Origin of the sequence: Lentibacter algarum, assembly GCF_018860975.1 — a bacterium.
Classification (GTDB): Bacteria; Pseudomonadota; Alphaproteobacteria; order Rhodobacterales; family Rhodobacteraceae; genus Lentibacter; species Lentibacter algarum_A.
Genome location: NZ_JAHKQI010000005.1, coordinates 247317 through 269780 on the forward strand (window position 1 = coordinate 247317; position 22464 = coordinate 269780).

21 protein-coding genes are annotated in these 22464 nt (G+C 58.6%); 15 read left to right on the plus strand and 6 right to left on the minus strand.

The window, feature by feature from the left end:
* Window positions 1–3: 3 nt before the first annotated feature.
* Window positions 4–1242: a glycerate kinase type-2 family protein gene (locus tag KO498_RS05580; RefSeq protein WP_215958896.1), complete on the plus strand. Its 1239-nt coding sequence runs from the start codon at window positions 4–6 to the stop codon at window positions 1240–1242.
* Between the two features lie 4 nt (window positions 1243–1246).
* On the opposite strand, the gene KO498_RS05585 is transcribed toward KO498_RS05580, so the two are convergent.
* Entirely contained in the window at window positions 1247–1777 is a 531-nt protein-coding gene (locus tag KO498_RS05585) for an invasion associated locus B family protein (RefSeq protein WP_215958897.1), read from the minus strand.
* A 178-nt stretch (window positions 1778–1955) separates the two neighbouring features.
* Here KO498_RS05585 and KO498_RS05590 point away from each other — a divergent pair, with 178 nt between their 5' ends.
* Window positions 1956–2954, plus strand: a complete 999-nt coding sequence (locus tag KO498_RS05590; protein WP_215958898.1) for an asparaginase — start codon at window positions 1956–1958, stop codon at window positions 2952–2954.
* Window positions 2955–3015: 61 nt separating this feature from the next.
* Here KO498_RS05590 and KO498_RS05595 read toward each other — a convergent pair whose 3' ends face one another.
* Window positions 3016–3858 carry a TIGR00730 family Rossman fold protein gene (locus KO498_RS05595; RefSeq protein ID WP_215958899.1) on the minus strand — a complete coding sequence of 281 codons (843 nt, stop codon included), beginning with the start codon at window positions 3856–3858 and terminating at the stop codon, window positions 3016–3018.
* Between the two features lie 79 nt (window positions 3859–3937).
* On the opposite strand from KO498_RS05595, the gene KO498_RS05600 reads away from it, so the two are divergent.
* Window positions 3938–4858, plus strand: coding sequence for a threonine/serine dehydratase (locus tag KO498_RS05600; RefSeq protein ID WP_215958900.1), 921 nt, complete (start codon window positions 3938–3940; stop codon window positions 4856–4858).
* Here the strand turns inward: KO498_RS05600 and KO498_RS05605 are convergent.
* Entirely contained in the window at window positions 4855–6471 is a 1617-nt protein-coding gene (locus KO498_RS05605) for a GMC family oxidoreductase (RefSeq protein ID WP_215958901.1), read from the minus strand. The genes KO498_RS05600 and KO498_RS05605 overlap by 4 nt on opposite strands.
* A gap of 132 nt (window positions 6472–6603) precedes the next feature.
* Between KO498_RS05605 and dapD the strand changes: the two genes are divergently transcribed.
* Window positions 6604–7431 carry a 2,3,4,5-tetrahydropyridine-2,6-dicarboxylate N-succinyltransferase gene (gene dapD / locus KO498_RS05610; protein WP_215958902.1) on the plus strand — a complete coding sequence of 276 codons (828 nt, stop codon included), beginning with the start codon at window positions 6604–6606 and terminating at the stop codon, window positions 7429–7431.
* A gap of 158 nt (window positions 7432–7589) precedes the next feature.
* Here dapD and KO498_RS05615 read toward each other — a convergent pair whose 3' ends face one another.
* Window positions 7590–8225 carry a hypothetical protein gene (locus KO498_RS05615; protein ID WP_215958903.1) on the minus strand — a complete coding sequence of 212 codons (636 nt, stop codon included), beginning with the start codon at window positions 8223–8225 and terminating at the stop codon, window positions 7590–7592.
* Window positions 8226–8382: 157 nt separating this feature from the next.
* Between KO498_RS05615 and KO498_RS05620 the strand changes: the two genes are divergently transcribed.
* The 4 genes from KO498_RS05620 to KO498_RS05635 all read left to right on the plus strand — a co-directional run bounded on the left by KO498_RS05620 (window position 8383) and on the right by KO498_RS05635 (window position 11097).
* Window positions 8383–8739, plus strand: coding sequence for a hypothetical protein (locus tag KO498_RS05620; protein ID WP_354667623.1), 357 nt, complete (start codon window positions 8383–8385; stop codon window positions 8737–8739).
* Window positions 8739–9749, plus strand: a complete 1011-nt coding sequence (locus KO498_RS05625; protein ID WP_215958904.1) for a type I glyceraldehyde-3-phosphate dehydrogenase — start codon at window positions 8739–8741, stop codon at window positions 9747–9749. Before KO498_RS05620 ends, KO498_RS05625 begins: the two co-directional genes overlap by 1 nt.
* An 89-nt stretch (window positions 9750–9838) precedes the next feature.
* Window positions 9839–10195: a hydroxyisourate hydrolase gene (uraH, locus tag KO498_RS05630; protein ID WP_215958905.1), complete on the plus strand. Its 357-nt coding sequence runs from the start codon at window positions 9839–9841 to the stop codon at window positions 10193–10195.
* Window positions 10196–10224: 29 nt separating this feature from the next.
* Window positions 10225–11097 carry a DMT family transporter gene (locus tag KO498_RS05635; RefSeq protein WP_215958906.1) on the plus strand — a complete coding sequence of 291 codons (873 nt, stop codon included), beginning with the start codon at window positions 10225–10227 and terminating at the stop codon, window positions 11095–11097.
* Between the two features lie 34 nt (window positions 11098–11131).
* On the opposite strand, the gene KO498_RS05640 is transcribed toward KO498_RS05635, so the two are convergent.
* On the minus strand, window positions 11132–12040 hold the full coding sequence (locus KO498_RS05640) for a LysR family transcriptional regulator (RefSeq protein ID WP_215958907.1): 909 nt from the start codon (window positions 12038–12040) through the stop codon (window positions 11132–11134).
* A 104-nt stretch (window positions 12041–12144) separates the two neighbouring features.
* On the opposite strand from KO498_RS05640, the gene KO498_RS05645 reads away from it, so the two are divergent.
* The 3 genes from KO498_RS05645 (at window position 12145) to KO498_RS05655 (ending at window position 15620) form a co-directional block, all read left to right on the plus strand.
* Window positions 12145–13395, plus strand: a complete 1251-nt coding sequence (locus KO498_RS05645; RefSeq protein WP_215958908.1) for a urate hydroxylase PuuD — start codon at window positions 12145–12147, stop codon at window positions 13393–13395.
* Window positions 13396–13596: 201 nt separating this feature from the next.
* Complete coding sequence (locus KO498_RS05650; protein ID WP_215958909.1) at window positions 13597–15174, plus strand: choice-of-anchor L domain-containing protein; 1578 nt, start codon at window positions 13597–13599, stop codon at window positions 15172–15174.
* Between the two features lie 62 nt (window positions 15175–15236).
* Window positions 15237–15620 carry a MerR family DNA-binding protein gene (locus tag KO498_RS05655; RefSeq protein WP_215958910.1) on the plus strand — a complete coding sequence of 128 codons (384 nt, stop codon included), beginning with the start codon at window positions 15237–15239 and terminating at the stop codon, window positions 15618–15620.
* Here the strand turns inward: KO498_RS05655 and KO498_RS05660 are convergent.
* Entirely contained in the window at window positions 15608–16504 is an 897-nt protein-coding gene (locus tag KO498_RS05660; RefSeq protein ID WP_215958911.1) for a LysR family transcriptional regulator, read from the minus strand. The genes KO498_RS05655 and KO498_RS05660 overlap by 13 nt on opposite strands.
* Before the next feature lie 120 nt (window positions 16505–16624).
* Here KO498_RS05660 and xdhA point away from each other — a divergent pair, with 120 nt between their 5' ends.
* Genes xdhA through guaD form a run of 4 tightly spaced genes read left to right on the plus strand, consistent with a single transcriptional unit; the run spans window position 16625 to window position 22458 of the window.
* The gene (xdhA, locus tag KO498_RS05665) at window positions 16625–18064 is read left to right on the plus strand and encodes a xanthine dehydrogenase small subunit (RefSeq protein WP_215958912.1); all 1440 of its coding nucleotides are present in this window, start codon (window positions 16625–16627) and stop codon (window positions 18062–18064) included.
* The gene (xdhB, locus tag KO498_RS05670) at window positions 18061–20370 is read left to right on the plus strand and encodes a xanthine dehydrogenase molybdopterin binding subunit (protein ID WP_215958913.1); all 2310 of its coding nucleotides are present in this window, start codon (window positions 18061–18063) and stop codon (window positions 20368–20370) included. The genes xdhA and xdhB overlap by 4 nt, the downstream gene beginning before the upstream one ends.
* Window positions 20363–21172 (plus strand): xanthine dehydrogenase accessory protein XdhC, encoded by an 810-nt coding sequence (xdhC, locus tag KO498_RS05675; protein ID WP_354667624.1) that lies wholly within the window; start codon window positions 20363–20365, stop codon window positions 21170–21172. Before xdhB ends, xdhC begins: the two co-directional genes overlap by 8 nt.
* Window positions 21169–22458 carry a guanine deaminase gene (guaD, locus tag KO498_RS05680; RefSeq protein ID WP_215958914.1) on the plus strand — a complete coding sequence of 430 codons (1290 nt, stop codon included), beginning with the start codon at window positions 21169–21171 and terminating at the stop codon, window positions 22456–22458. The genes xdhC and guaD overlap by 4 nt, the downstream gene beginning before the upstream one ends.
* The last annotated feature ends 6 nt before the right edge of the window (window positions 22459–22464 follow it).

Consider the following 22464-nt stretch of genomic DNA (forward strand, 5'->3'; position numbering starts at 1 on the left):
TGAATGGATGAAAAGAAGCAGGCCTTTCTGACCGAGTTGTTTGATGTCGCGATTGCGGCGGCTGACCCACTGCACGCGCTGGCAGGGCATCTACCTGATAAGCCCAAGGGGCGCTGCGTTGTCGTCGGAGCAGGCAAGGGTGCAGCGCAGCTGGCGGCGGCGTTTGAGGTGCTGTGGCGTGGAGATTTGAGCGGTGTTGTTGTCACGCGCTATGGCTTTGGCTGCGCTTGTGAGCGCATTGAAGTGCTTGAGGCGGCGCACCCCGTGCCGGACGCGGCGGGGCTTTCGGCGAGCGAGGCGATGTTCGCGGCTGTCGAGGATCTCGGACCTGACGATTTGGTTGTGGCGCTGGTTTGCGGTGGGGGGTCGGCTTTGCTGGCCGGGCCTGCCGAGGGGCTAGAGTTTGCTGACGAGGTTGAACTGAACCATTCCCTGCTAGCGTCTGGTGCGCCGATCGGAGCGATGAACGCGATCCGCAAAATGACCAGCCGCGTGAAGGGCGGAAGGCTTGCGGCGGCAACTAAGGCGCGCGTTGTGACGCTGGTTGTCTCCGACGTTCCGGGCGACGACCCTGCGCAGGTTGCCAGCGGGCCGACAGTGCCTTGTGCTTCGGGCCGTGCCGAGGCCTTGGCCGCGATTGAGCGTTACAAGATTGCTTTGCCAGAGCGGGTGCTCGCGTTTTTGCAAGACGCGCCCGAGCCACCTTTGCCGAGTGATACGGTGTTTGAAGGCAACGAGGTGCATGTTGTTGCCTCCGCCGCGGTGTCACTGGCAGCCGCAGCCGAGCGGGCGCGAAAAGCGGGCGTTGCTGTAACAGTGCTTGGTGATGCGCTTGAGGGCGAGGCGCGCGAACTAGGGGCCGAGCACGCTCAGCTGGCTTGTGAGGCCACGCCGCAGCTAATTTTGTCGGGCGGTGAAACAACTGTGACGCTGACGGGCAAGGGGCGAGGCGGACGCAATACCGAGTATTTGCTCAGCTTTGCTTTGGCTATCGAGGGGCGCACTGACATCTGTGCTTTGGCGGCTGACAGTGACGGCATCGACGGTTCAGAGGACAATGCCGGTGCCTTTGCAGACGGTGAGATTGCCGAAAAGATGCGCGCGGCGGGTGTTGACCCCGTGCAAGCACTTGCCAGCAACGATGCCTACACTGCCTTTGAGGCCGCGCAGACGCTGTTCACGCCGGGGCCAACAGGCACCAACGTGAACGATTTTCGCGCAATCTTGATCGGGGAGCTTTAGGCGCTTACTTACAGCGCTTTTCCGCGTCTTCCACTGCGGCGGTGAAGCCTGACAGTGAGAAGGTGTCTTTTGTGTTTGTGCCGCGGCCCGAGCGTGCAGTGAGCACAGCAGTTGCGCCGCGTTTGAGCGCGCTAACGATCTTGGCATCTTCTTCTGCCGAGGCTGCCCAAGCCCATTCACCGTCGGTGAACAGTTCAAAACGGCTGTCGCCGACCTGTAGTGACACAGTTGAACCGCCAGCAAACGGGTAGCCCCCGGTGAAAGCCAGTTGCCCGCCGTTTAGCGCTCCGGGGCGATAAAACGCCATCAGCAAGATGTCACTGCGTGTCACGGCGACAACGCGACCATCCTTGGTGTTGACGGTTTCTTTGGGTGACGAAACAGCCCAGCATTCTTTGGGGTTTTTGTCTTCAAACACGGCCCAAGCTGTCTTGGTTGCTACCTGATTTGTGCTTGTTTGCTGCGCTTGTGCGGTGCTTGCTACGCCCAAAACGAGCGCGGCGCAGGCTAATTTTTGCGCAATTCCTAATACCATATGTCCAGCCTCCAGCTGTCCGTTGCCTCAACTTATAGCCCAAAATAGTGACCTGTGGCTTTTGCCGTTATTGTCAGGTCTGGGCCGATTTCTACTCGACATTGCTACATTACCCTGAAAACTGCCATATACGAAAGAGCAATTGGCGGAAAATCGCACAAGTTTTCGGGAGAATGATATGAACGCACCTGTGGCAATGGCAGAAATCTGGCGCGGGCCGTTTTTGGAGAGCGTCCATACGGGACATGCTGTGGTTTGTGGGCCCGGTGGCGAGATCATCGAGGCATGGGGTGATCCTGCGGCAATTGTGCTGCCGCGCTCGTCCTCCAAAATGCTGCAGGCGCTGCCACTGGTTGAAAGCGGCGCTGCGAAGGCTTTTGGTTTAACGGCCGAGCAATTGGCGTTGTCTTGTGCTTCGCATCAGGGCCAACCTATGCACACCGACCGCGTTTTGGCGTGGCTCAAAGATCTCGGGCTTGACGACAGCGCGCTCAACTGCGGGCCGCAAGCCCCACGTGACGAGCGCGATTTGGCGCTTATGTATAAGACAGATAGTTCACCCTGTAAGTATCATAACAACTGCTCGGGCAAGCATGCAGGGTTCCTGACGCTTAGCCAGCATCTCGGCAGCAAGGACCCGACCTATGTCGACCCTTCTCACCCCGTGCAACGAGCTTGCCTCGCAGCCTTTGAAGAGCTGACAGAAGAGACAAGCCCCGGCTACGGTATCGACGGTTGTTCAGCGCCCAACCATGCGGCCAGCCTGCATGGCGTGGCCCGTGCTATGGCCTTCTTCGCCAATGCCAGCGAGGGTGGAAACACCCGCGAACAAGCCGCAGTTGCCCTTCGCACAGCGATGGCAACCTACCCTGAGCTTGTCGCCGGTGATGGCCGCGCCTGCACGGAGTTGATGCGGGCGATGGATGGGCGGGTGACCCTCAAAACCGGAGCTGAAGCCTTCTTTGTCGGCATCGTTCCCGAAAAGAAAGTCGGCATCGCCCTCAAGATCGTTGACGGTTCAACCCGTGGTGCTGAATGCGCAATTGCATCAATTCTCGTGCGCCTCGGCGTGCTCGACGCCAAGCACCCCGCAACCCAAAAGCGCCGCAATCCGCCGATCAAGAACTTCGCAGGCATAACAACAGGCGAGATTCGCCCCGCGGCCGCCTTGGCCTAACTCTTTTTCTTGGGAAAATATCCTGGGGGGTTCGGGGGGCTAGCCCCCCGTTTGGCAAAGGTTACCGCCCGGGAATGTCCTCGCGGCGGTCTGCGTCGGCCCAGGTCTCGATCAGATCAACCGCTTCCTGCGCCGTGTCGACGAACTTGAACAGCTCAAGGTCTTCTGCCGAGATTGTTCCGGCTTCTGACAGCGCATCCCAATTGATAATATCGTTCCAGAACTTTTTGCCAAACAGCAAAAACGGGATCGGTTTCATCCGCCCGGTTTGAATGAGCGTCAGCGTTTCAAAGGTCTCGTCAAGCGTTCCAAACCCGCCGGGGAATACGCAGATCGCCTTGGCGCGCATCAGGAAGTGCATCTTGCGGATGGCGAAGTAGTGGAAGTTAAAGCACAGGTCAGGCGTGACATATTCGTTCGGCGCTTGTTCGTGCGGAAGCACGATATTGAGCCCGATCGAGGCACCGCCCGCGTCCACAGCGCCGCGGTTGCCGGCTTCCATAACCCCGGGCCCACCGCCGGTGACGATCACGTCTTCTTTGCCATAGCTTTCCATTGATTTGATGGTCATCAGCCGTGCAAACTCACGCGCTTCGTCGTAAAACACCGACAGGTCAGCCAGCGTTTGGGTGCGGGCGCTGTCTTTTTTCGCGGGTTCGGGTATGCGCGCACCGCCGAACAGTACGATGGTGCTTTCGATGCCGCGTTCATCGAGGATCATCTGCGGCTTGAGCAGCTCGAGTTGCAGGCGCACAGGGCGCAGCTCGTCGCGGCACATGAAGTCTTCATCGGCGAAGGCCAGTTGATAGGCCGGCGCGCGGGTTTGCGGCGTGTCCGGAATTTGCTCTGCTGCGTCGCGGTCGGTGTGGGCGTCGCGGAAGGGGCTTGGGCGGTGGTCGTTCATGTTGTGTATTCCCTGCTTGCACGTTTGTCTCAGGCCTATAGGGTTTTGAAAACAAAGGCTAGTCGCGGGAGTACGAAGCATGAATTGGCAAGAATGGATCAAGGCCGCCGGCGAGCGCATAAATGGCTATGTTGTGCGAACTCCGGTGCTCAGAACGGGGGGCTTCGGGCTTGGCTACGAGGTTGATCTCAAGCTTGAGCAGCTCCAGCACACCGGCACGTTCAAAGCACGAGGGGCGTTTAACACTTTGCTATCTGGCCCTGTCCCTCAGGCGGGAATTGTTGCGGCGTCCGGCGGCAACCACGGGGCGGCTGTGGCTTATGCGGCGCATCGGCTTGGGCATACGGCGCATATATTTGTTCCCAAAATCGCGGGGCCTTCCAAGATAGGTTTGATCGAACGCACCGGTGCGCAGCTCACGGTTGTTGAGGGGGAATATGCCGATGCCGCCGAGGCCGCTGCCGAGTATGAAGAGGCCACGGGCGCGATGCAGATACATGCCTATGACGCGCAAGCCACGGTTGCGGGGCAAGGAACATGTTTTGCCGAGTGGGAAGCGCAGGGACTTGAAGCCGACACGGTGTTGGTCGCCGTTGGCGGCGGCGGGTTGATCGGCGGTGCGCTGGCCTGGCTTCAGGGCAATCGCAAAGTTGTTGCTGTTGAGCCGGAGACGTCCTGTGCTTTGAATGCAGCCCTCGCCAAAGGCGCACCTTGTGATGTCAGCGTGTCGGGCGTGGCGGCGAACGCGCTTGGTGCGCGCAAGGTCGGGCAGATTTGCTATGATCTGGCGGTTGAGCACAAGGCGCAGTCGGTTTTGGTTTCTGACGACGCGATCACCAAGGCGCAGCTCGCGCTTTGGCAAGAACGGCGTTTGTTGGTTGAGCCTGCGGGGGCGGCTGCGCTTTCGGCTTTGATGAGCGGCGCTTACCAACCCGAGAAGGGCGAGCGTGTTGCCGTTATACTGTGCGGTGCGAATGTTGCGCCTGATCCGCTGACTTAGTTGTAGTCGGCTTTTATCATATCGGCGCAGCGCTCGGCGATCATGATCGTCGGGGCGTTGGTGTTGCCCGATACGACTGTGGGCATCACTGAAGCGTCACAAACCCGCAGGCCTGTCATGCCGCGCACTTTGAGGTCGGGTGACACGACAGCATCCTCATCAACGCCCATTTTGCAGGTGCCTACGGGGTGATAGACAGTGTCGGCGCGTGCGCGGATGTGCTTTTCCCATTCGGTGTCTGTCATGTTGTCGTGCACGCCGAACATCTCTTTGTGCTTGAATGACGCGAGGGCGGGGGCCTCCAAAATCTGTCGGGTCATCTTCGCGCCTTTGATCAGGGTTTGCAGGTCGCGATCATCAGACAGAAACTGCGGGTCAATGCGGGGTGGCGCGAGCGGGTCGGCGCTGTTGAGTGTAACCGTGCCGCGAGAGTGCGGGCGCAGCACGCAGACGTGGCAGGAGTAGCCATGTCCGAGGTGCAACTTGCGGGCGTGGTCATCGACCACCGCGATGCAAAAATGGGTTTGCACATCGGGCCGCTCGAGGGCGCTGTCAGTTTTGAAGAAGCTGCCCGCTTCGGCGATGGTCGAAGAGATCATCGAGTTTCCGGTTTTGCGCCACTTCAGCCCCTCGCGGAACAGCTTAAGGCCAGCGCGCACGCCGATGCCTATGTTGTCGGTATCGCGGGTTTTGTAGGCGAGGACAAAGTCGATGTGATCTTGCAGGTTGTGACCAACGCCGTTGAGGCTGTGCACGGTTTTGATGCCATGCGGCGCCAAGTCTTCCTCGCGGCCAATACCGGAGAGCTGCAAGAGTTGCGGCGAGTTGAACGCGCCTCCGCAGAGGATAACTTCTCGATTGGCATGCACCAGTTTGATGGCCTTGCCGTCGCTATAGAGCACACCCGTCGCACGTTTGCCGCTCAGTTGCAGCTTGGTGGCGTGGGCCTTGGTGATCACGGTCAGGTTTTTGCGCTTCATCACCGGATGCAGGAAAGCTGCCGCCGCCGAGCAGCGCTCACCGTTCCTTTCAGGAGAGTGAAACAGGGTTGTCTGGTAGAGGCCAGCGCCTTCATTGTTGCCGTTGTTAAAGTCAGCGGTTTCGCGGATTTGCACCTGTGTGTTGGCCGCGACAAAAGCTTCGGAAACAGGCCGCGGGGCTTTGGCGTTCGAGACATGCAGAGGGCCGGAAGCGCCGTGACATTCATCTTCGCCGTTAATGTTGTGCTCGGAGCGTTTGAAGTAGGGCAGCACGGCGTCCCAGCCCCAGCCTTCGCAGCCGCTTGCTTCCCAGCTGTCGTAGTCTTCACGCTGACCGCGCACATAGAGCATGGCGTTGATCGCCGAGGAACCGCCGAGCACCTTACCGCGGGGTTGATATCCGCGGCGGCCATTGAGGCCTGCTTGCGGCACGGTTTCAAAGGCCCAGTTGTTAAGCTTCACAGGCCAGCCCGGCAGCGTGGCGATGGCGGCAGTGGGGATGCGCACGAGCGGGCCTTTGCCCTTTCCGCCCGCTTCAAGCAGGCAGACGGTGACTGCGGGGTCTTCTGACAGGCGCGCCGCAAGGGTAGAACCCGCCGAGCCGCCACCGACGATGATGTAGTCATAATCCAAGTCGTTCTCCCCTGCCTATGCAAGGATGTTGCTTGGTATGGTCGGCGTGAGTCAACGATGCCGTTGCGGCGCAAGGCGAAGCCGCGTATAGCCGACCTCGGAATTTGGATAGCGAACCGAGGAGACAGCCAGATGTCAAATGCACAGCTTGAGACAGCGATTGAAGCCGCATGGGAGGCGCGTGACACGATCACCCCCGCCACCACAGGCGAGACGCGTGAAGCGATTGAAGACACGCTCAATGCGCTTGATAGCGGCAGTTTGCGGGTTGCTGAAAAGCAAGCTGACAACAGCTGGCATGTGAACCAATGGGCCAAAAAGGCTGTACTGCTTGGTTTCCGTATCAAGGATATGGAAATTCAGGAAGGTGGCCCGCAGGCTGGCGGCTGGTGGGACAAGGTTGACAGCAAGTTCGCCGGATGGGGCGAAAACCAGTGGAAGGCTGCGGGCTTTCGCGCGGTTCCCAACTGCGTTGTGCGCAAGTCAGCCTATATCGCGCCCGGCGTTGTGCTTATGCCGAGTTTCGTGAACATCGGTGCTTATGTTGACAGTGGAACTATGGTGGACACATGGGCGACTGTCGGCTCCTGTGCGCAGATCGGCAAGAACGTGCACCTTTCTGGCGGCGTGGGCATTGGCGGCGTTCTTGAGCCAATGCAGGCTGGCCCGACGATCATTGAAGACAACTGCTTTATCGGCGCGCGCTCGGAGGTTGTTGAAGGCTGTATCGTGCGCGAAGGCTCTGTGCTTGGCATGGGTGTTTTCATCGGCCAGTCAACCAAGATTTTGGACCGCGACACCGGCGAAGTCATGTATGGCGAGGTGCCGAGCGGTTCGGTCGTGGTTGCGGGCTCGATGCCAAGCAAGAACGGTGTGAACCTCTACTGCGCGGTGATCGTCAAGCGGGTTGACGAAAAGACACGCAGCAAGACGTCGATCAACGAGCTTCTGCGCGACTGAGATTGACGCTGAAAGAAAATCAAAATGCGGCGACGGAGGTTGCCGCGTTTTGCGTTTGACCCTTAAGTTAGAAGGGACAAAGCGATGATTAGACCAATAGTTTTATGCGCGGCGATGGTATTTGCGATGTGGCTTCAGGCGCATGGGATTGCTTAAGGCTACTTGCAAAAGAACCGGAAGCGGCAGGGCTTTTTCAGCTGCACTTCGGTGACGAAGGGCTTGCCGACGTTGGGCGGGCTGTCGAGCAGATTGGCAACGGGGATGACGCGTTTTGCCTCGGTTTCATCATCTGAAAGCTCGCCTGTGGTGCTGAGAATTTTATAGGCTTTGATCTTGAACACAAAGTCATGCCCAGCGAGTGCGGCGCGCAGCAAGTCTTCGGCGCCTGCCAGTGAGGCTGTGGCGTCTTCTGGCACTTTTTGCTCCCTTAGGATTGCGGCGAAATCAACCGTGACTTTGACACTGTTGTCACTGGTGCGCTGAAAGGTGACGTGCTCGGTTCGGGCGCGCTCGGCGTGTTCAAACGGCAGAGTTTGTTCGTTGAGCAGAGCTTCAAGCCTGCCTTTTCCGGTGCCGCGGCAGGTGAAGCTTTCGGAGCTCAAAGTGTGCTCGCCGCCCGGGCAGGCTTTGGCGGCATTGCTGCCTGTCATGTCAAACAGTTGTCGCGCCATAGTGTATGTCGCGCTGCTTTCGACGGTAACGTCATCGACGAAGCTCAGTTCAATTTCGCCTTCGATGCAGGCTGTGGTGAAGCTAAGGCATAGCAAAGCGAGCATTGTTCGGAGGAGGCGCATGAGCTGTCCTGTCTTGGGTTGCTTGCTGCCATTTTTGCCAGAGTTGGGTTGCACGGGCAAGGCGCTGGCCACAGGTTGACTTGCGGCCAGATAGGCAGCATCTGTTAGCAGATACATTCGGGTTCAGGCCCGCGTGACAGCTCTGATGGAGGCCGCTGTGGCTGAGAAGAAGAAAACCCGACAGGAAGTGTATACGTTGCTGGTTCAGATCGGCCGTAAGGAGGGCGACGGGCTGCCCAAAGGCGCGACGGGTGCGGCGCTGGTGATCTACGCGAGTGGCATTGATGAAGCCGAGGCGGTGCGCGAGACGGTGGCTATTCTCAAGCAGGCCGATACGGCACCTTTGGATGTCACCGGATACGGCACTCTGGCCGAGCGGGAAGAGCAGGGCCACGACATCGCCGATGAAGAACGGGCTTTGATGGCGCGCGCGCTTGAGGAGAACTCGGTGATCGTGGCGCAGATGGAGCCTTTCTTTGATGATCAGGGGTATGATGGCGGAGGCGAGCACTAGTGGGTGCGCGGCCAGTCAGAATAGCGATCAACGGCTTTGGGCGCATTGGCCGGTCGTTGTTGCGGATGTTGCAGAATACCCGGGCAGACGAGGGCTTTGAGGTTGTACTGATCAACGATATCGCGCCGCTTGAGAGCTGTGCCTATCTGTTTGCCTATGACAGCGTGTTCGGCCCTTACCCCGGTGAAGTGAGCCATAGTGAGGGTGAGCTGCGTGTTGACGGGCGGGCCTTTGCTTTTCACGGCGTGGCCGACATCGGGAAGCTCGATCTGAGCCAAGTCGATGTGCTGCTGGAGTGCACTGGCGCTGCCGGCAACCGCGCGGTGGCGATGCGCGGGCTTGAGGCAGGAGCGAAGGCGGTGCTGATCTCCGGCCCTTCGGAGGCCGCCGACAAGACTGTGGTGCTGGGCGCGAATGATGCCGAAATCGCTGATCACAAGATTATCTCGAATGCCAGCTGCACGACAAATGCGCTGGCTCCGTTGCTCAGGCTTCTGGATGAAGAATGGGGCGTCGTGAGCGGGCATATGACGACGGTGCATTGCTACACAGGCAGCCAGCCAACGATCGACAAGCCGCGTGGTGACTTGGTGCGATCGCGCGCGGCGGCGCTGTCGATGGTGCCAACGACCACAAGTGCGGCGCGGATGATTGGCGAGGTGCTGCCAGCGCTTGCAGGGCGGATCGAGGCGCGCGCAGTGCGGGTGCCGACAGCGAGCGTTTCAGCGATTGATCTGGCGTTGCAACTGCGTGAAACCGCAAGCGTCGAGGCTGTGAACGTAGCGCTTGAAGCCGCGGCAAAGAGCCCGCTGACTGGCGATTTGTTCGGCTACATCACGGCTCCGCTTGTTTCTACAGACCTGCGGATGCGACCCGAGAGCATTATCATGTCGGGGCGTGAAACCAGCGTGTCGGTTGGCGGGTTGTTGCGAGTTTTCGGCTGGTATGACAACGAATGGGGGTTCTCCAACCGGATGCTGGATATGGCCGCGATGATGGCGGCGCGCTGATTATCTCGACTGGTTTGAAACAGCTCTTGGCAATTCGCGGGTGCAAGCCCGCCCAGTTTGCGCCAGAGTAACGCAAAAGGAGAGCACAAATGGCTGGCTACTTGACGACACATGTTCTGGACACCGCGACAGGAAACCCTGCGGCGGGAATGACGATTGTGCTCTATGCGATCGAGGGCGAAGCGCGCCGCAAGATTGTTGAGATGCAAACCAACAGTGACGGCCGCACGGACAGCCCGATTTTGCCCGAGGGTGATTTTGCGACAGGGTGTTACGAACTGCTGTTTCACGCGGGGGACTACCTGCGCGCCACGGGGCAAGCGGGGGCTGATCCGCTGTTCCTTGATCAAGTGCCGCTGCGCTTCGGGATGTCAGACCCTGACGCGCATTACCATGTTCCGCTGTTGCTCTCGCCGTTCGGGTATTCGACGTACCGGGGGAGCTAGGGCTCCTGTTTCTGAGAGGATTGCGAAGCATGAGAAACGCCGACACATTGAGGCTTGTCTTTACCGTCTTTGTTGCTGTGACCTTTGTTGTTTTTGGCGACACAGCCGGAAAGCTGCTTACGTCTGGCGGTGTTGATCCATTTATTGTTGCTTGGTCTCGCTTTGGGTTGGCGGCGATTTTCTTGCTGCCTTTCAGTGGCCTTAGCAGAGCCGAGCTTAAGCAGTTCGCTGACTGGCGTGTTCTTTTGCGCGGGGCCTGCATCACCTGTGGTATTGTCAGCATCCTGACAGCACTGAAAACCGAACCTATAGCCAATGTGTTCGGCGCGTTTTTTGTCGGGCCCGTGGTTGCCTATGTTCTGGCGATTGTGTTTCTCGGAGAAAAGCCTTCGCCCCTGCGCACCGCGCTTTTGGGGCTTGGCTTTTTTGGAGTGATGCTGATTGTAAAACCGGGGTTTGGCGGAACTTTTGGAATCGTGTTTGCCCTTATTGCCGGCGTATTTTACGGCTGTTTCCTTGTCATGACACGCGCTCTTGCGGGGGCATACAGGCCACGATTTTTGCTAATCTCGCAGCTCTTGATCGGCTCGGTGTTGTTGACACCGTTTGGCCTGAGCGCCGAGGTGCCGGCGTTTGGGCTCAACATTTGTTTGTTGATCGCAGTGAGCGTGCTTGGGTCGGCAGTGGGCAATTTTTTGTTGGTTCTTGCCAGCAAAACTGCCGAAGCAAGCCTGATCGCACCGCTGGTTTACAGTCAGCTGATCTCGGCCACGGTTGTGGGCGTTCTGGTGTTCGGAGACTGGCCTGACGCCTATTCGCTGTTTGGACTGATCCTGATTGCGGCCTCTGGAGCGGGGTCACTTGCTGTGAACCATTTTGCTACCCGGGCAAGCGTAAGTTAACCGGGCAACCTAAAGCAGCTTTAGGCTAGGCCGTTCACATTTCACGGATTTTTGCAGTAATGTCTTGAGCAATAAAATCAGTGAACAGCCGCGTTTTCGGGTCTTGGCCTTTGCGGTGTGAGTAGAGTGCTCCGAGTTGGACGGGGAGGGGGGGTGTGCTTTCCAGCACCGGCACCAGCGCGCCAGTGGTGAGGTGCTCGGCGACTTCAAAGCGGGGCTTGAGGATGATGCCGTGGCCTTCGAGCGCCCAAGTTGTGAGAACATCGCCGTCGTCGCTTTCATACGGCCCAGTTACGGGAACACGGTGTAGGCCTTCAGAGGTTTGCAAAGGCCACTGAAACTCCGGCGCGCCGGGGTAGCGCAGGTTGAGGCAGTCGTGTGTGCTGTCTGTTAGCTGGGCGGCGCTTGTCGGGGCTCCGCGTGAAGCTATATAGGTTGGCGCGGCGCAAAGCAGGCGTTCGCAATCGGCAATCTTGCGCATTTTGAGGGTGCTGTCTTCGGGCGTGCCAAGAAAGAAGGCGATATCAAGCCCCTCGGAGGTGAGATCAAGCTTGCGATCAGACAGGCGCAGGCGGATGTTGATTTTGGGGTAGAGCAGTTTGAAGGCAGGCACTTGCGGGGCGATGAAGCGGCGCCCAAGCCCTAGTGGAGCGGCGACATAGATCGTTCCGCGCGGCTCACCTGTGACAGAGTTAACAGCGCTCTCGGCTTCCTCAACTGCGTCGAGCACGCGTTGCGCACCCTCGTAGAAGATACGGCCTTGTTCTGTCGGGCCGAGCTTGCGGGTGGTGCGCTGAAACAGCCGCACACCGAGGCGCTCCTCAAGCTGCGCAATGCGCGACGAGGCAACGGCAGGGGAAATGCGCTGGTCACGCGCAGCGGCAGACATGGAGCCAAGTTCAAACACGCGGATGAATGTTTTGAGGTTTTCAAAATACGACATGGGGCTCACTTTAATGATTTTTTTGAAAGTGATGGGAAACTTTCGGGTATTCAAGGGAAAATCGAACAGGCATAGTCTGGGGTGAAACACACGAGGACATAGTCATGGGCGAATTGGTTGCAACTGAGTCATTGCTGATCTGGGATTGGTTGGCGTTTGCCGTACGCTGGCTGCATGTGATCACCGCGATCGCCTGGATCGGCTCTTCGTTCTACTTCATCGCGCTTGATTTGGGCCTGCGCCGTGATGGCGACGACTTAGGTGATGCTGACGGTGACGAATGGCAGGTGCATGGCGGCGGTTTTTACCACATCCGCAAGTATCTTGTTGCCCCCGCCGAAATGCCCGAGCACCTGACTTGGTTCAAATGGGAGAGCTACTGGACGTGGCTTTCCGGCTTTGCGATGCTGATGATCGTTTACTGGTTTGGCGGGGAGCTTTACCTGCTTGACCAGAGCAAGACCGACCTTGCTTTGTGGCAAGGTGTGTTGATCTCCGGGCTTTCGCTGGTGATCGGGTGGGTTGTCTATGACTTCCTGTGCAAAAGCCCACTCGGTGAGAACCCGACCATGCTGATGCTCTTGCTCTTTGTGCTGCTCGTGGTGATGGGCTATTGCTACACGCTGGTCTTTACGGGCCGTGCGATGATGCTGCATCTGGGTGCGTTTACCGCGACGATCATGACCGCGAATGTGGCGCATGTGATCATGCCCAACCAGCGCATCGTGGTGGCCGACCTCAAGGCGGGCCGCAAGCCCGACCCGAAGTATGGCAAGATCGCCAAGCTGCGCTCTACCCATAACAACTATCTGACTTTGCCAGTGATCTTCCTGATGCTGAGCAACCACTACCCGCTGGCTTTTGCCTCGCAGTATAACTGGGTTATCGCGGCGCTGGTGTTCCTGATGGGCGTCACCATCCGGCATTACTTCAATTCGATGCATGCGCGCAAAGGCAAACCGAGCTGGACGATCGCCGTGACGGTGCTGCTGTTCTTTGTGATCATCTGGCTGAGCAAAGCACCGCTTGAGCAGCTTTCGCTTGAGGACGAGGAGGCCCGCGCGTTGACGCCGCAAGAGCAGGTATTTGCCAGCGCTGACGGCTTTGAGGATGTCACCGACATCGTGCTGGGCCGTTGCTCGATGTGTCATTCGCGCGAGCCGTTTTATGACGGTATCCGTATCGCGCCCAAGAACGTGCTGCTGGAGACGCCCTCGGAAATTGCCAAGCACGCCACCCAGATCTATCTGCATGCGGGGCGCACTGTTGCCATGCCGCCGGCGAATGTGACCTTTATCGAGCCGGAGGAACGCGCTGCTATTCGGGCGTGGTTTGAGGCTGCACAGCGCGGATAGGCGGAGGCCTGCCGAGCAAACCCCTGAAAACAAGCCATATTTCGCTAGGGGGAAAGCAATATCGCGGTTCCCCTAGGGGGCGGTGCGATTGCCAGACACACTGTATGCGCTTGTTGGGGCGATTCTTTGTTTGTCAAAGTTGTCCAAAATTGCTGATTTCTGCCAGCGCCCCAAGTGAGCTTGCCTTAGGGGGGCAAGATAATGGTTGCTGCTAGCGAACTTACGATCGACACAAATGCTTCGGCTTTGGCTATGGCCGATGCAATGTTTGGAAACGGGGTCAGCGTTACCTCGGCCACATACACAGGTGCCAACAACGCGTCCGGCGTTTATAGCAACGGGCAGAGCACCTCGCCGAATGTGCTGCCTTCCGACAGCGGTGTTATCTTGTCGACGGGCGATGCGCGCGACTTTACCAACAGCACAGGGCAAGCCAACCAAGCGGCAAATACCTCAGGCAACAACGGGCTGGCGGGCGACGCTGATTTGACAGCGGTAGCAGGGCAGCAAACATTTGATGCCGCCGTTTTCGAGGCTGTGTTTGTGCCCGAAGGCGATGAGCTGACTATGCAGATCATCTTTAGCTCGGAGGAATATCTCGAGTATGTGAACTCGGGTTTCAACGACGCGACAGCGATTTGGGTGAACGGCGTTCAGGCCGAGCTGACGGTTGGCGACGGCGACATTACGATTAACAATATCAACGATGGCTCAAACGAGAACCTCTATGTTGATAACCCCGCAGCAAGCAGCCCCTTCAACACCGAGATGGACGGGTTTACCGTGACGCTGACGCTAAAAGCGCCGGTTGTGGCCGGACAGGAAAACACCATCAAGATCGGCATCGCGGACGGGGGTGACAGTGTTTATGACAGCAACCTGCTGATCATCGGTGACAGCATCCAGACTGTGCTGATCGCTGACGATGATTTTGTCGAGACGGTCCCCTTTGGCAGTGAAACGATCGACATTCTAGCCAATGATGAGAGCTCTACAGGCGGCACGCTGACCATCACCCAGATCAACGGGATGGACGTGAGCGCCGGTGATGAAGTGACGCTGGCGACGGGTGAGACTGTATTACTCAACGCTGACGGAACCATCACAGTAACCGCGGATGCGGACGTTGATACAAACACATTTTCTTATGAGGTGACCGACGAAGACGGCAACACCGACACTGCTTTTGTGACCGTCGACACAGTGCCGTGCTTTACGGCAGGAACGATGATCCGGACGATGTATGGAGATATGCCAGTCGAGGACTTGCGTGTTGGCGACCGTGTGATCACCCGCGACGACGGCACGCAGGTCTTGCGCTGGGTTGGCAAGAAGACTGTCGCGGCGATGGGTGATTTCGCACCGGTATTGATACGTGCAGGCACGTTTGGCGCACATGGAGACCTGAGCGTTTCGCCGCAGCACCGTGTTTTGGTGCGCGGGCCGATGGCCGAGTTAAACGCGGACGGCAGCGAGTTGCTTGCCTCGGCACAGATGCTTGCGGAAGCAGGGCTTGCCGAAGTTGTCGAGAGCGACAGGGACGTGACTTACTATCACCTGCTGTTTGACCGTCATCAACTGTTGTGGGCCAACGGGCTTGAGGCGGAAAGCTACTTCCCTTCCGACAGCACGCTGGATGCGTTCAGCGAGAAGGCGCGCGAGGAGATTTACGTCTTGTTTCCCGAGCTGCGCAACCATGGTGAGACAGCTTACGGCGGTGTTGCGCGGCGGGTTGCGCGCTGGTTTGAGACACGCAGCATGGCGTCGTGGTTTCAGTGACTTTTGTTTTCTGGCATGACGCTGTAAGTTTCCCATAACGGGAAGCTTTAGGGTGATGTTCTATGAAGATTTCAACAGCAGCCGAGGCGGCAGGCCTGCCGGTGAAGACCGTGCGCTACTACGCTGACATCGGGTTGGTAAAGCCGCAGGGGCGCACGCAAGCGGGCTATCGCGACTATGACGATGTGGCGCTGCGCAAGCTGTCGTTTGTGGGCCGTGCGCGCGCGCTTGGCTTTTCTATAGTCCAGTGCCGTGAGTTGCTGGGGCTATATGAAAACACCGAACGCAGCAGCGCCGAAGTGCGCCAGATTGCGCAAGCGCGGCTTGAGGACATTCGTGCCAAGCAACGCGAATTGCAGTTGTTGCACGACGAGCTGCAAGGGCTTGTCGGGGCTTGCAAGGGCGATGCACGGCCTGACTGCCCGATCCTTGATTACTTGAGCTGAGGTTTTAGCGCGTCGAGCATGTGGTCGATGAACAGGCTGATCTTCGGATCTTGCAACTTGCGGTGCGGATAGAGGCAAACAAAAGGCGTCGGCATGGGCGGGGTGTCGGGCAAAACCTCAACCAAAGCACCGGATTGCAGATGCGCTTCCAGTTCGATTCGCGGTTTGTTGATGATGCCTTGTTCTGCAAGTGCCCAAGCTGTGAGCACATCGCCTGTATCGGCGTCAAAGCGGCCACGCAGGTTAAGTTTTTTTGGCCCGCTGTCTGTCTGCAATGTCCAGAAATACTCGGGCGAGCGCGGAAAACGCAGCAGCAGGCAATTGTGCTTTGAGAGGTCTTCGGGTGTCTTGGGCGTGCCGTGCTTTGCCAGATAACCCGGTGCCGCTGCCAGCATACGCGGGCAGTCGGCTATTTTGCGTTGTTTGAAGTTGCTGTCGGGTAGTTCGCCGAGCACGAAAGCGGCATCAAGCCTGTCATCGAGCATGTCGATGCGCCTGTCGGTGAGCCTGAGTTGCACTTGCACTTCGGGGTGCTCATCGCTGAAAGCAGGAACAAGCGGCGCGATCATGCGTTGCCCTAAACCCAAGGGCGCGCTGACCCTGAGAACACCGCGGGGCTGGCCGGAGAACCCCGCAAGAACGGCTTCGGCGTCATCCAGTGCGGCGATCACTTTGCAGGCGTGATCATAAAACAGCTCGCCTGCTTCGGTGGTGCGCAGTTTACGGGTGGTTCTGTCAAACAGCCGCAGTCCGAGGCGCTTTTCCAGTTCCTTGATGCGGTTGGAGGCAACGGCAGGTGTCAGCCGTAAGTCACGCCCGCCTGATGTGATCGATCCAAGCTCGACAACCCGCACAAACACTTTGATCGACTCGACATAAGGCATTTGTTTTCCTCCTGCTTGTGGATTTTATACAAATCATTGAAAGTGTCCAAGCAATCCCGTGGTTTTTGTGAAAGCCGAGGAGGATTACACCTGACAGGTGTCACGCAGGCGGAGGACCCTATGACCCAGCACCGAGACGAGATCAGATTTTTGCTCAACGGGGCCGAAGTTGCGCTGCGTGATGTCCAAGCGCAGGACACGCTGCTTGACCACCTGCGGATTGCCAAGCGGCTGACGGGCACCAAGGAGGGCTGTGCCGAGGGTGATTGTGGTGCCTGCACCGTGCTTGTCGGGCGGCTTGCTGAGGGCGGGCTGGTGTATGAAACCGTTAATGCCTGCATCCGCTTTATGGCCAGTCTTGATGGGTGCCATGTGGTCACGATCGAGCATCTGCGCGGCGCGGACGGAGGTTTGCACCTTGTGCAGCAAGCGATGGTTGATCAACACGGCAGCCAATGCGGCTTTTGCACGCCCGGGATTGTGATGTCGCTTTATGCGCTATGGATGCAGTCGGCTGCGCCAAGTGATGAAGAGATCGGCGTTGCGCTTCAGGGCAACTTGTGCCGCTGCACCGGCTATGAGCCGATTTTCAAAGCAGCGCGCGCCGCGGCGGAACTGGGCAAGCCCGAGGCTGACCCGTTGTTTGTAGAACGCGCCGAGGTGACAGCTGCCCTGAGCAAGATGCAAGACAGCAAGCGAGTTGAAGTTGGTGGGGCGATCCTGCCTGCTGACGTTGCCGACTTTGCACAGGCGATGCAGGATTATCCCGATGCGACGATCATCGCGGGGGCGACAGATGTTGGCCTCTGGGTGACAAAGATGATGAAGCCGATTGCGCCAGCGATTTTCACCGGACATCTGAACGGGCTGCGCAATGTGGCACTATCGGACAGGAGCTTGAAGATCGGCGCGGGGGCGAGTTACTCCGAAGCCGAGGCGCAACTTGTGCGCGCTTTCCCGCACCTCGCGGATTACTGGAGCCGCATCGCAGGATGGCAGGTGCGCAACATGGGCACGGTCGGCGGGAATATTGCTAACGGCTCACCGATTGGTGACACGCCGCCGGTGCTGATCGCGCTTGGGGCGGTGCTGCATTTGCGCAGTGCCAAGGGCCAGCGTAGCCTGCCGTTGGAAGACTATTTCATCGACTACGGCAAGCAAGACTTGCAGGCTGGTGAGTTTGTTGAGGCAGTTGAAATTCCGATGCCTGAGGCGGGCGTTATTAACGCGGCTTACAAGGTATCAAAGCGACGCGATGAAGATATCACGGCGGTTGCGGCTGGTATCTCGGTGAGGGTTGTTGATGGTATCATCACCCAAGCCTGCGCGGCATTTGGCGGTATGGCCGCGACGCCCAAACGCGCGAAGCTCGCTGAGGCGGCGCTTGTCGGGAAGGGTTTTGGGCAAGCAAGTTTCGAGGCGGCGGCAGAGGCTGTTGCAAGGGACTTTTCCCCTCTGTCAGATTGGCGCGCATCGGCTGAGTACCGCAGCATGGTCGCGGCGAATATGTTCCGGAGGTTCTGGGCAGAACAGGGTGCAGCACAGGAGGCCGCGCAATGAAGAATTCTGTGAGCAAGACAGGCGCAGACACCCCGCACGACAGCGCCGTAAAGCATGTAACGGGGCGCGCGACATACACGGACGACATTGCTGAGCCAATCGGCACTTTGCACGCTTATCTCGGTTGCTCGAAAGTGGCGCATGGCACGCTTGAGGGGCTTGATTTGAGCGCTGTTCTGGCAGCTGAGGGTGTCGTCGGTGTGTTGACGGCGGATGACATCAAAGGCGTCAATGACGTTTCGGCGGTGCACGCGCATGACGAGCCGGTGTTCCCTAGCAAGACTGTCGAGTTTTACGGCCAACCGTTGTTTGCGGTCGTTGCCGAGACGCGGGATGCAGCACGGCGGGCGGCCGAACTGGCAGTGGTCGAGATCACGCCATTGGAGCATGTGACCGCGACGCGTGAAGCGATGAGAGCGGGCTACCCCGAGGTGACGGCTCCGTTGAAACTGGAGCGTGGCGATGTTGCAAGCGGCCTGAAAAACGCCAAGCACAGGATCAAAGCGCAGATGGAGATCGGCGGGCAGGATCATATGTATCTGGAGGGTCATATCTCTTTTGCCATTCCGGGCGAGGACGAGGATGTGCTGCTTTACACTTCGACACAACACCCGACCGAGGCGCAAGTGATTGTTGCTCAGGTTCTTGGTGTTGCGGCGCATTGCGTCACTGTCAAAGTGCGGCGCATGGGCGGCGGGTTTGGCGGCAAGGAAAGCCAGATGAACCTGTTTGCCAGCGTTGCCGCTATGGCGGCGAAAAAGTGGAACGCGCCGGTAAAGATCAGGCCGGATCGCGACCAAGACATGAGCGCAACTGGCAAGCGGCATGACTTCTCGGTTGATTACGAAGTCGGCTTTGATGACAGCGGGCGCATCGAGGCTGTTGAAGGGCAGTTCGCCGCGCGGTGCGGCTTTGCGGCTGACCTGTCCGGGCCAGTGACAGACCGCGCTTTGTTTCATGCTGACAACGCTTACTACTATCCGAATGTTAAGCTCGTCTCAAAGCCGATGAAGACAAATACGGTGAGCAATACCGCCTTCAGGGGCTTTGGCGGGCCGCAGGGCGTTATCGTTGCCGAGCGGATGATCGAAGAGATCGCATATGCGCTTGGACAAGACCCGCTTGATGTGCGCCGCGCGAACTTTTACGGCATCGGCGAGCGTGATGTGACGCCTTACCACCAGACGGTTGAGGACAACATCCTGGAGCGCTTGGTGGGTGAGCTGGAAGAGAGCTCTGACTACCGCAAGCGGCGGGCTGAGATCGTCGCGCATAACGCTACGAGCCCGGTGATCAAGCGTGGAATCGCGCTGACGCCGGTGAAGTTTGGCATCAGCTTCACGGCGACGTGGTATAACCAAGCGGGCGCGCTGTTGCATGTCTACAAAGACGGCTCGATCATGATTAACCATGGCGGCACAGAGATGGGCCAAGGGTTGAACACCAAAATCGCGATGATCGTGGCCGAGGCGTTTGGAGTTGACCTGAGCTTGGTGAAAATCACCGCAACGGCGACTGACAAAGTGCCAAACACCAGCGCCACGGCGGCCTCTTCAGGCACCGACCTGAACGGCATGGCGGCGCAGGATGCTTGCGAGCAGATCAAGGCGCGGCTCGTTGGCTTTGCCGCAGAGCGTTGGGGCGATGTGTGCAATGATGTGCAGTTTGTTGACGGCAAGGTTCTGTGCGGCGGTGAAGAGCACGATTGGGCCGAATTTGTCTCGCAGGCCTATATGGCGCGGGTGCAGCTTTCGGCGGCTGGCTTTTACAAGACGCCCAAGATTCACTGGGACCGCGACAAAGGGCAGGGGCGGCCGTTCTACTACTTTGCCTATGGTGCAGCGTGCAGTGAAGTTTCGGTTGATACGCTGACCGGCGAATACCGTGTCGAGCGGGCGGATGTGCTGCATGATGTGGGCCGTTCGCTGAACCCGGTGATCGACCGCGGGCAAGTTGAAGGCGCGTTCATTCAGGGCATGGGCTGGCTGACAACGGAAGAGCTGTGGTGGGACGACAAAGGCCAACTGCGCACCCATGCGCCGAGCACTTACAAAATCCCGCTGGCGAGTGACAAGCCGCGCGAGTTTAACGTCAAACTGGCGGAGTGGAGCGAGAACCCTGAACGCACGATCAAGCGCTCTAAAGCTGTGGGAGAGCCACCGTTTATGCTTGGGATATCGGTGTTTGAGGCGCTGGGGCATGCTGTGGCCTCCTTGGGTGATTACAAGACTTGCCCACGACTTGACGCGCCAGCCACGCCCGAGTGTGTGTTGATGGCCTGTGAGCGGATGCGCACCGGTGTATGAGCTTGAAGCCATGCTGTTGCAGCCTGTTGTAAAGGTTGCCTTGACGCGAGTGCGCGGCTCGGCCCCTCGCGAAGAGGGCGCATTTATGCTGGTCACGGCGCGGGGATTGTTTGGCACTATCGGCGGCGGACAGCTTGAGTATATGGCGATTGATGAGGCGCGGAGTTTGCTTGCGAGCGATGACCTGGCGCGGGCAATGGACGTGCCGCTTGGGCCGGAGATCGGCCAGTGTTGCGGCGGGCGTGTCGAGCTTGCTTTGACGGTGATGAGCGAGGCGGACAAGCGCGCCTTGGCGAAGGCCGAACGTGACCGGCTGGCGGCACAGCCCGAGGTGTTTGTTTACGGTGCCGGGCATGTTGGCCGCGCGCTTGCGCTGGCATTTCTTGCGCTGCCTGTGCGGTTGCGGTTGGTAGACAACCGGCCCGAGGAGATCGTGCATGCGCCTGCGGGCGTCGAAGGGCGGTTGACGGTGTTGCCGGAGGCCGAGCTGCGCGGCGCAAGCAAGGGTGCGGCACATATCATTGTTACCCATGAGCATGCGCTTGATTTCATCCTTGCCAAGGAAGCGCTTGAACGTGGTGATGCAGCCTATGTTGGCATGATCGGTTCGCTGAGCAAGCGAAAGCAATTTGAGAGTTGGGCAGAAACAGCCACTGACTTGTTGGTTTGCCCGATGGCGGCGAATAACAAGGGCGACAGGCGGCCCGAGGTGATCGCGGCCTTTGTTGTTGCAGAAGTTATGCAGGCTTTGGGTGCCTATTATGCCCCTGTTAAGGCCGGAACGGTTAAGGAAGAACAATGAGTGAGACCATTTTCTTAGGCCGTGTGCTGAGCTTTGATCGGCGGTGTGCGGGTGCTGGCGACGAGACGGCGTTCACCTATGAGGAAGACGGCGCAGTTTTGGTGCGCGACGGGCGGATCATCGCGGCGGGTGCGGCGGAAGCTGTGCGCAGACAGGCGGGTGCAGCGCAGGTTGTTGACCATCGGCCGCATCTTATCATGCCCGGCTTCATTGATACGCATTTGCACTTCCCGCAGGTGCAGGTTCTGGCCTCTTGGGGCGCTGACTTGCTGGATTGGCTCAACACCTACACTTTCCCCGAAGAGCTGCGTTTTGCAGATGCGGCCCATAGTGCGCGTATGGCTGGGGGCTTCTATGACGGGTTGACCAACCACGGAACCACGACTGCGGTTGCCTATTGCTCGGTGCACTCTGAGAGCGCCGAGGCTTACTTTGCCGAAGGGCACAAGCGCGGCATGTGCATGATTGGTGGCAAGGTGATGATGGACTGTCACGCGCCCGAGGGGCTGCTTGATACACCACAAAAAAGCTATGACGAGAGCCTTGATCTGATCGGCAAATGGCACGGCACCGGGCGGATGCACTATGCTATCAGCCCACGATTTGCGCTGACATCCAGCCCCGAGCAGCTTGAGGCCGCCGGTGCTTTGGTGCGCGAAAACCCGACATGTTTTATGCAAACCCACGTTGACGAGAATGTTGACGAGATCGCCCGCGCCAAGGAGCTTTATCCGAGCGCGAAAGATTACCTTGGCATCTATGAAGACTACGGTTTGCTCAATGAGCGCGCTTTGTTGGGGCATTGCATTCACCTCACCGAGCGCGAGGTTGGTGTGATGGCCGAGACGGGTGCGGCACCGGTGTTTTGCCCGACGAGCAACCTGTTCCTCGGGTCGGGGTTGTTTGACGAAGCAAGCCTCCGGGCCAAAGGTATCGAGAGCGGGATCGCGACCGACATTGGCGGCGGCACGAGCTACTCGATGTTGCAGACCCTCAATGAGGGTTACAAAGTGTTGCAACTCCAACAACAGCAGATGCACCCCTATACAGCGTTTGACTGGATCACGCGGGGCAATGCCGAGGTGCTTGGGTTGCGCGACGACATAGGCACCTTGGAGGCTGGCAGTGCGGCGGATATGGTCGTGCTCGACGCCGGCGCGACGCCGGAAATGCGGCTGCGGCAGGAACGTGTCGAGAGCCTTGCAGAAGAGCTTTTCCTTTTGATGATCATGGGCGATGATCGAGCTGTCGCGCAGACCTATGTTGCAGGTGTGGCGCAGAAATAGGCGCGA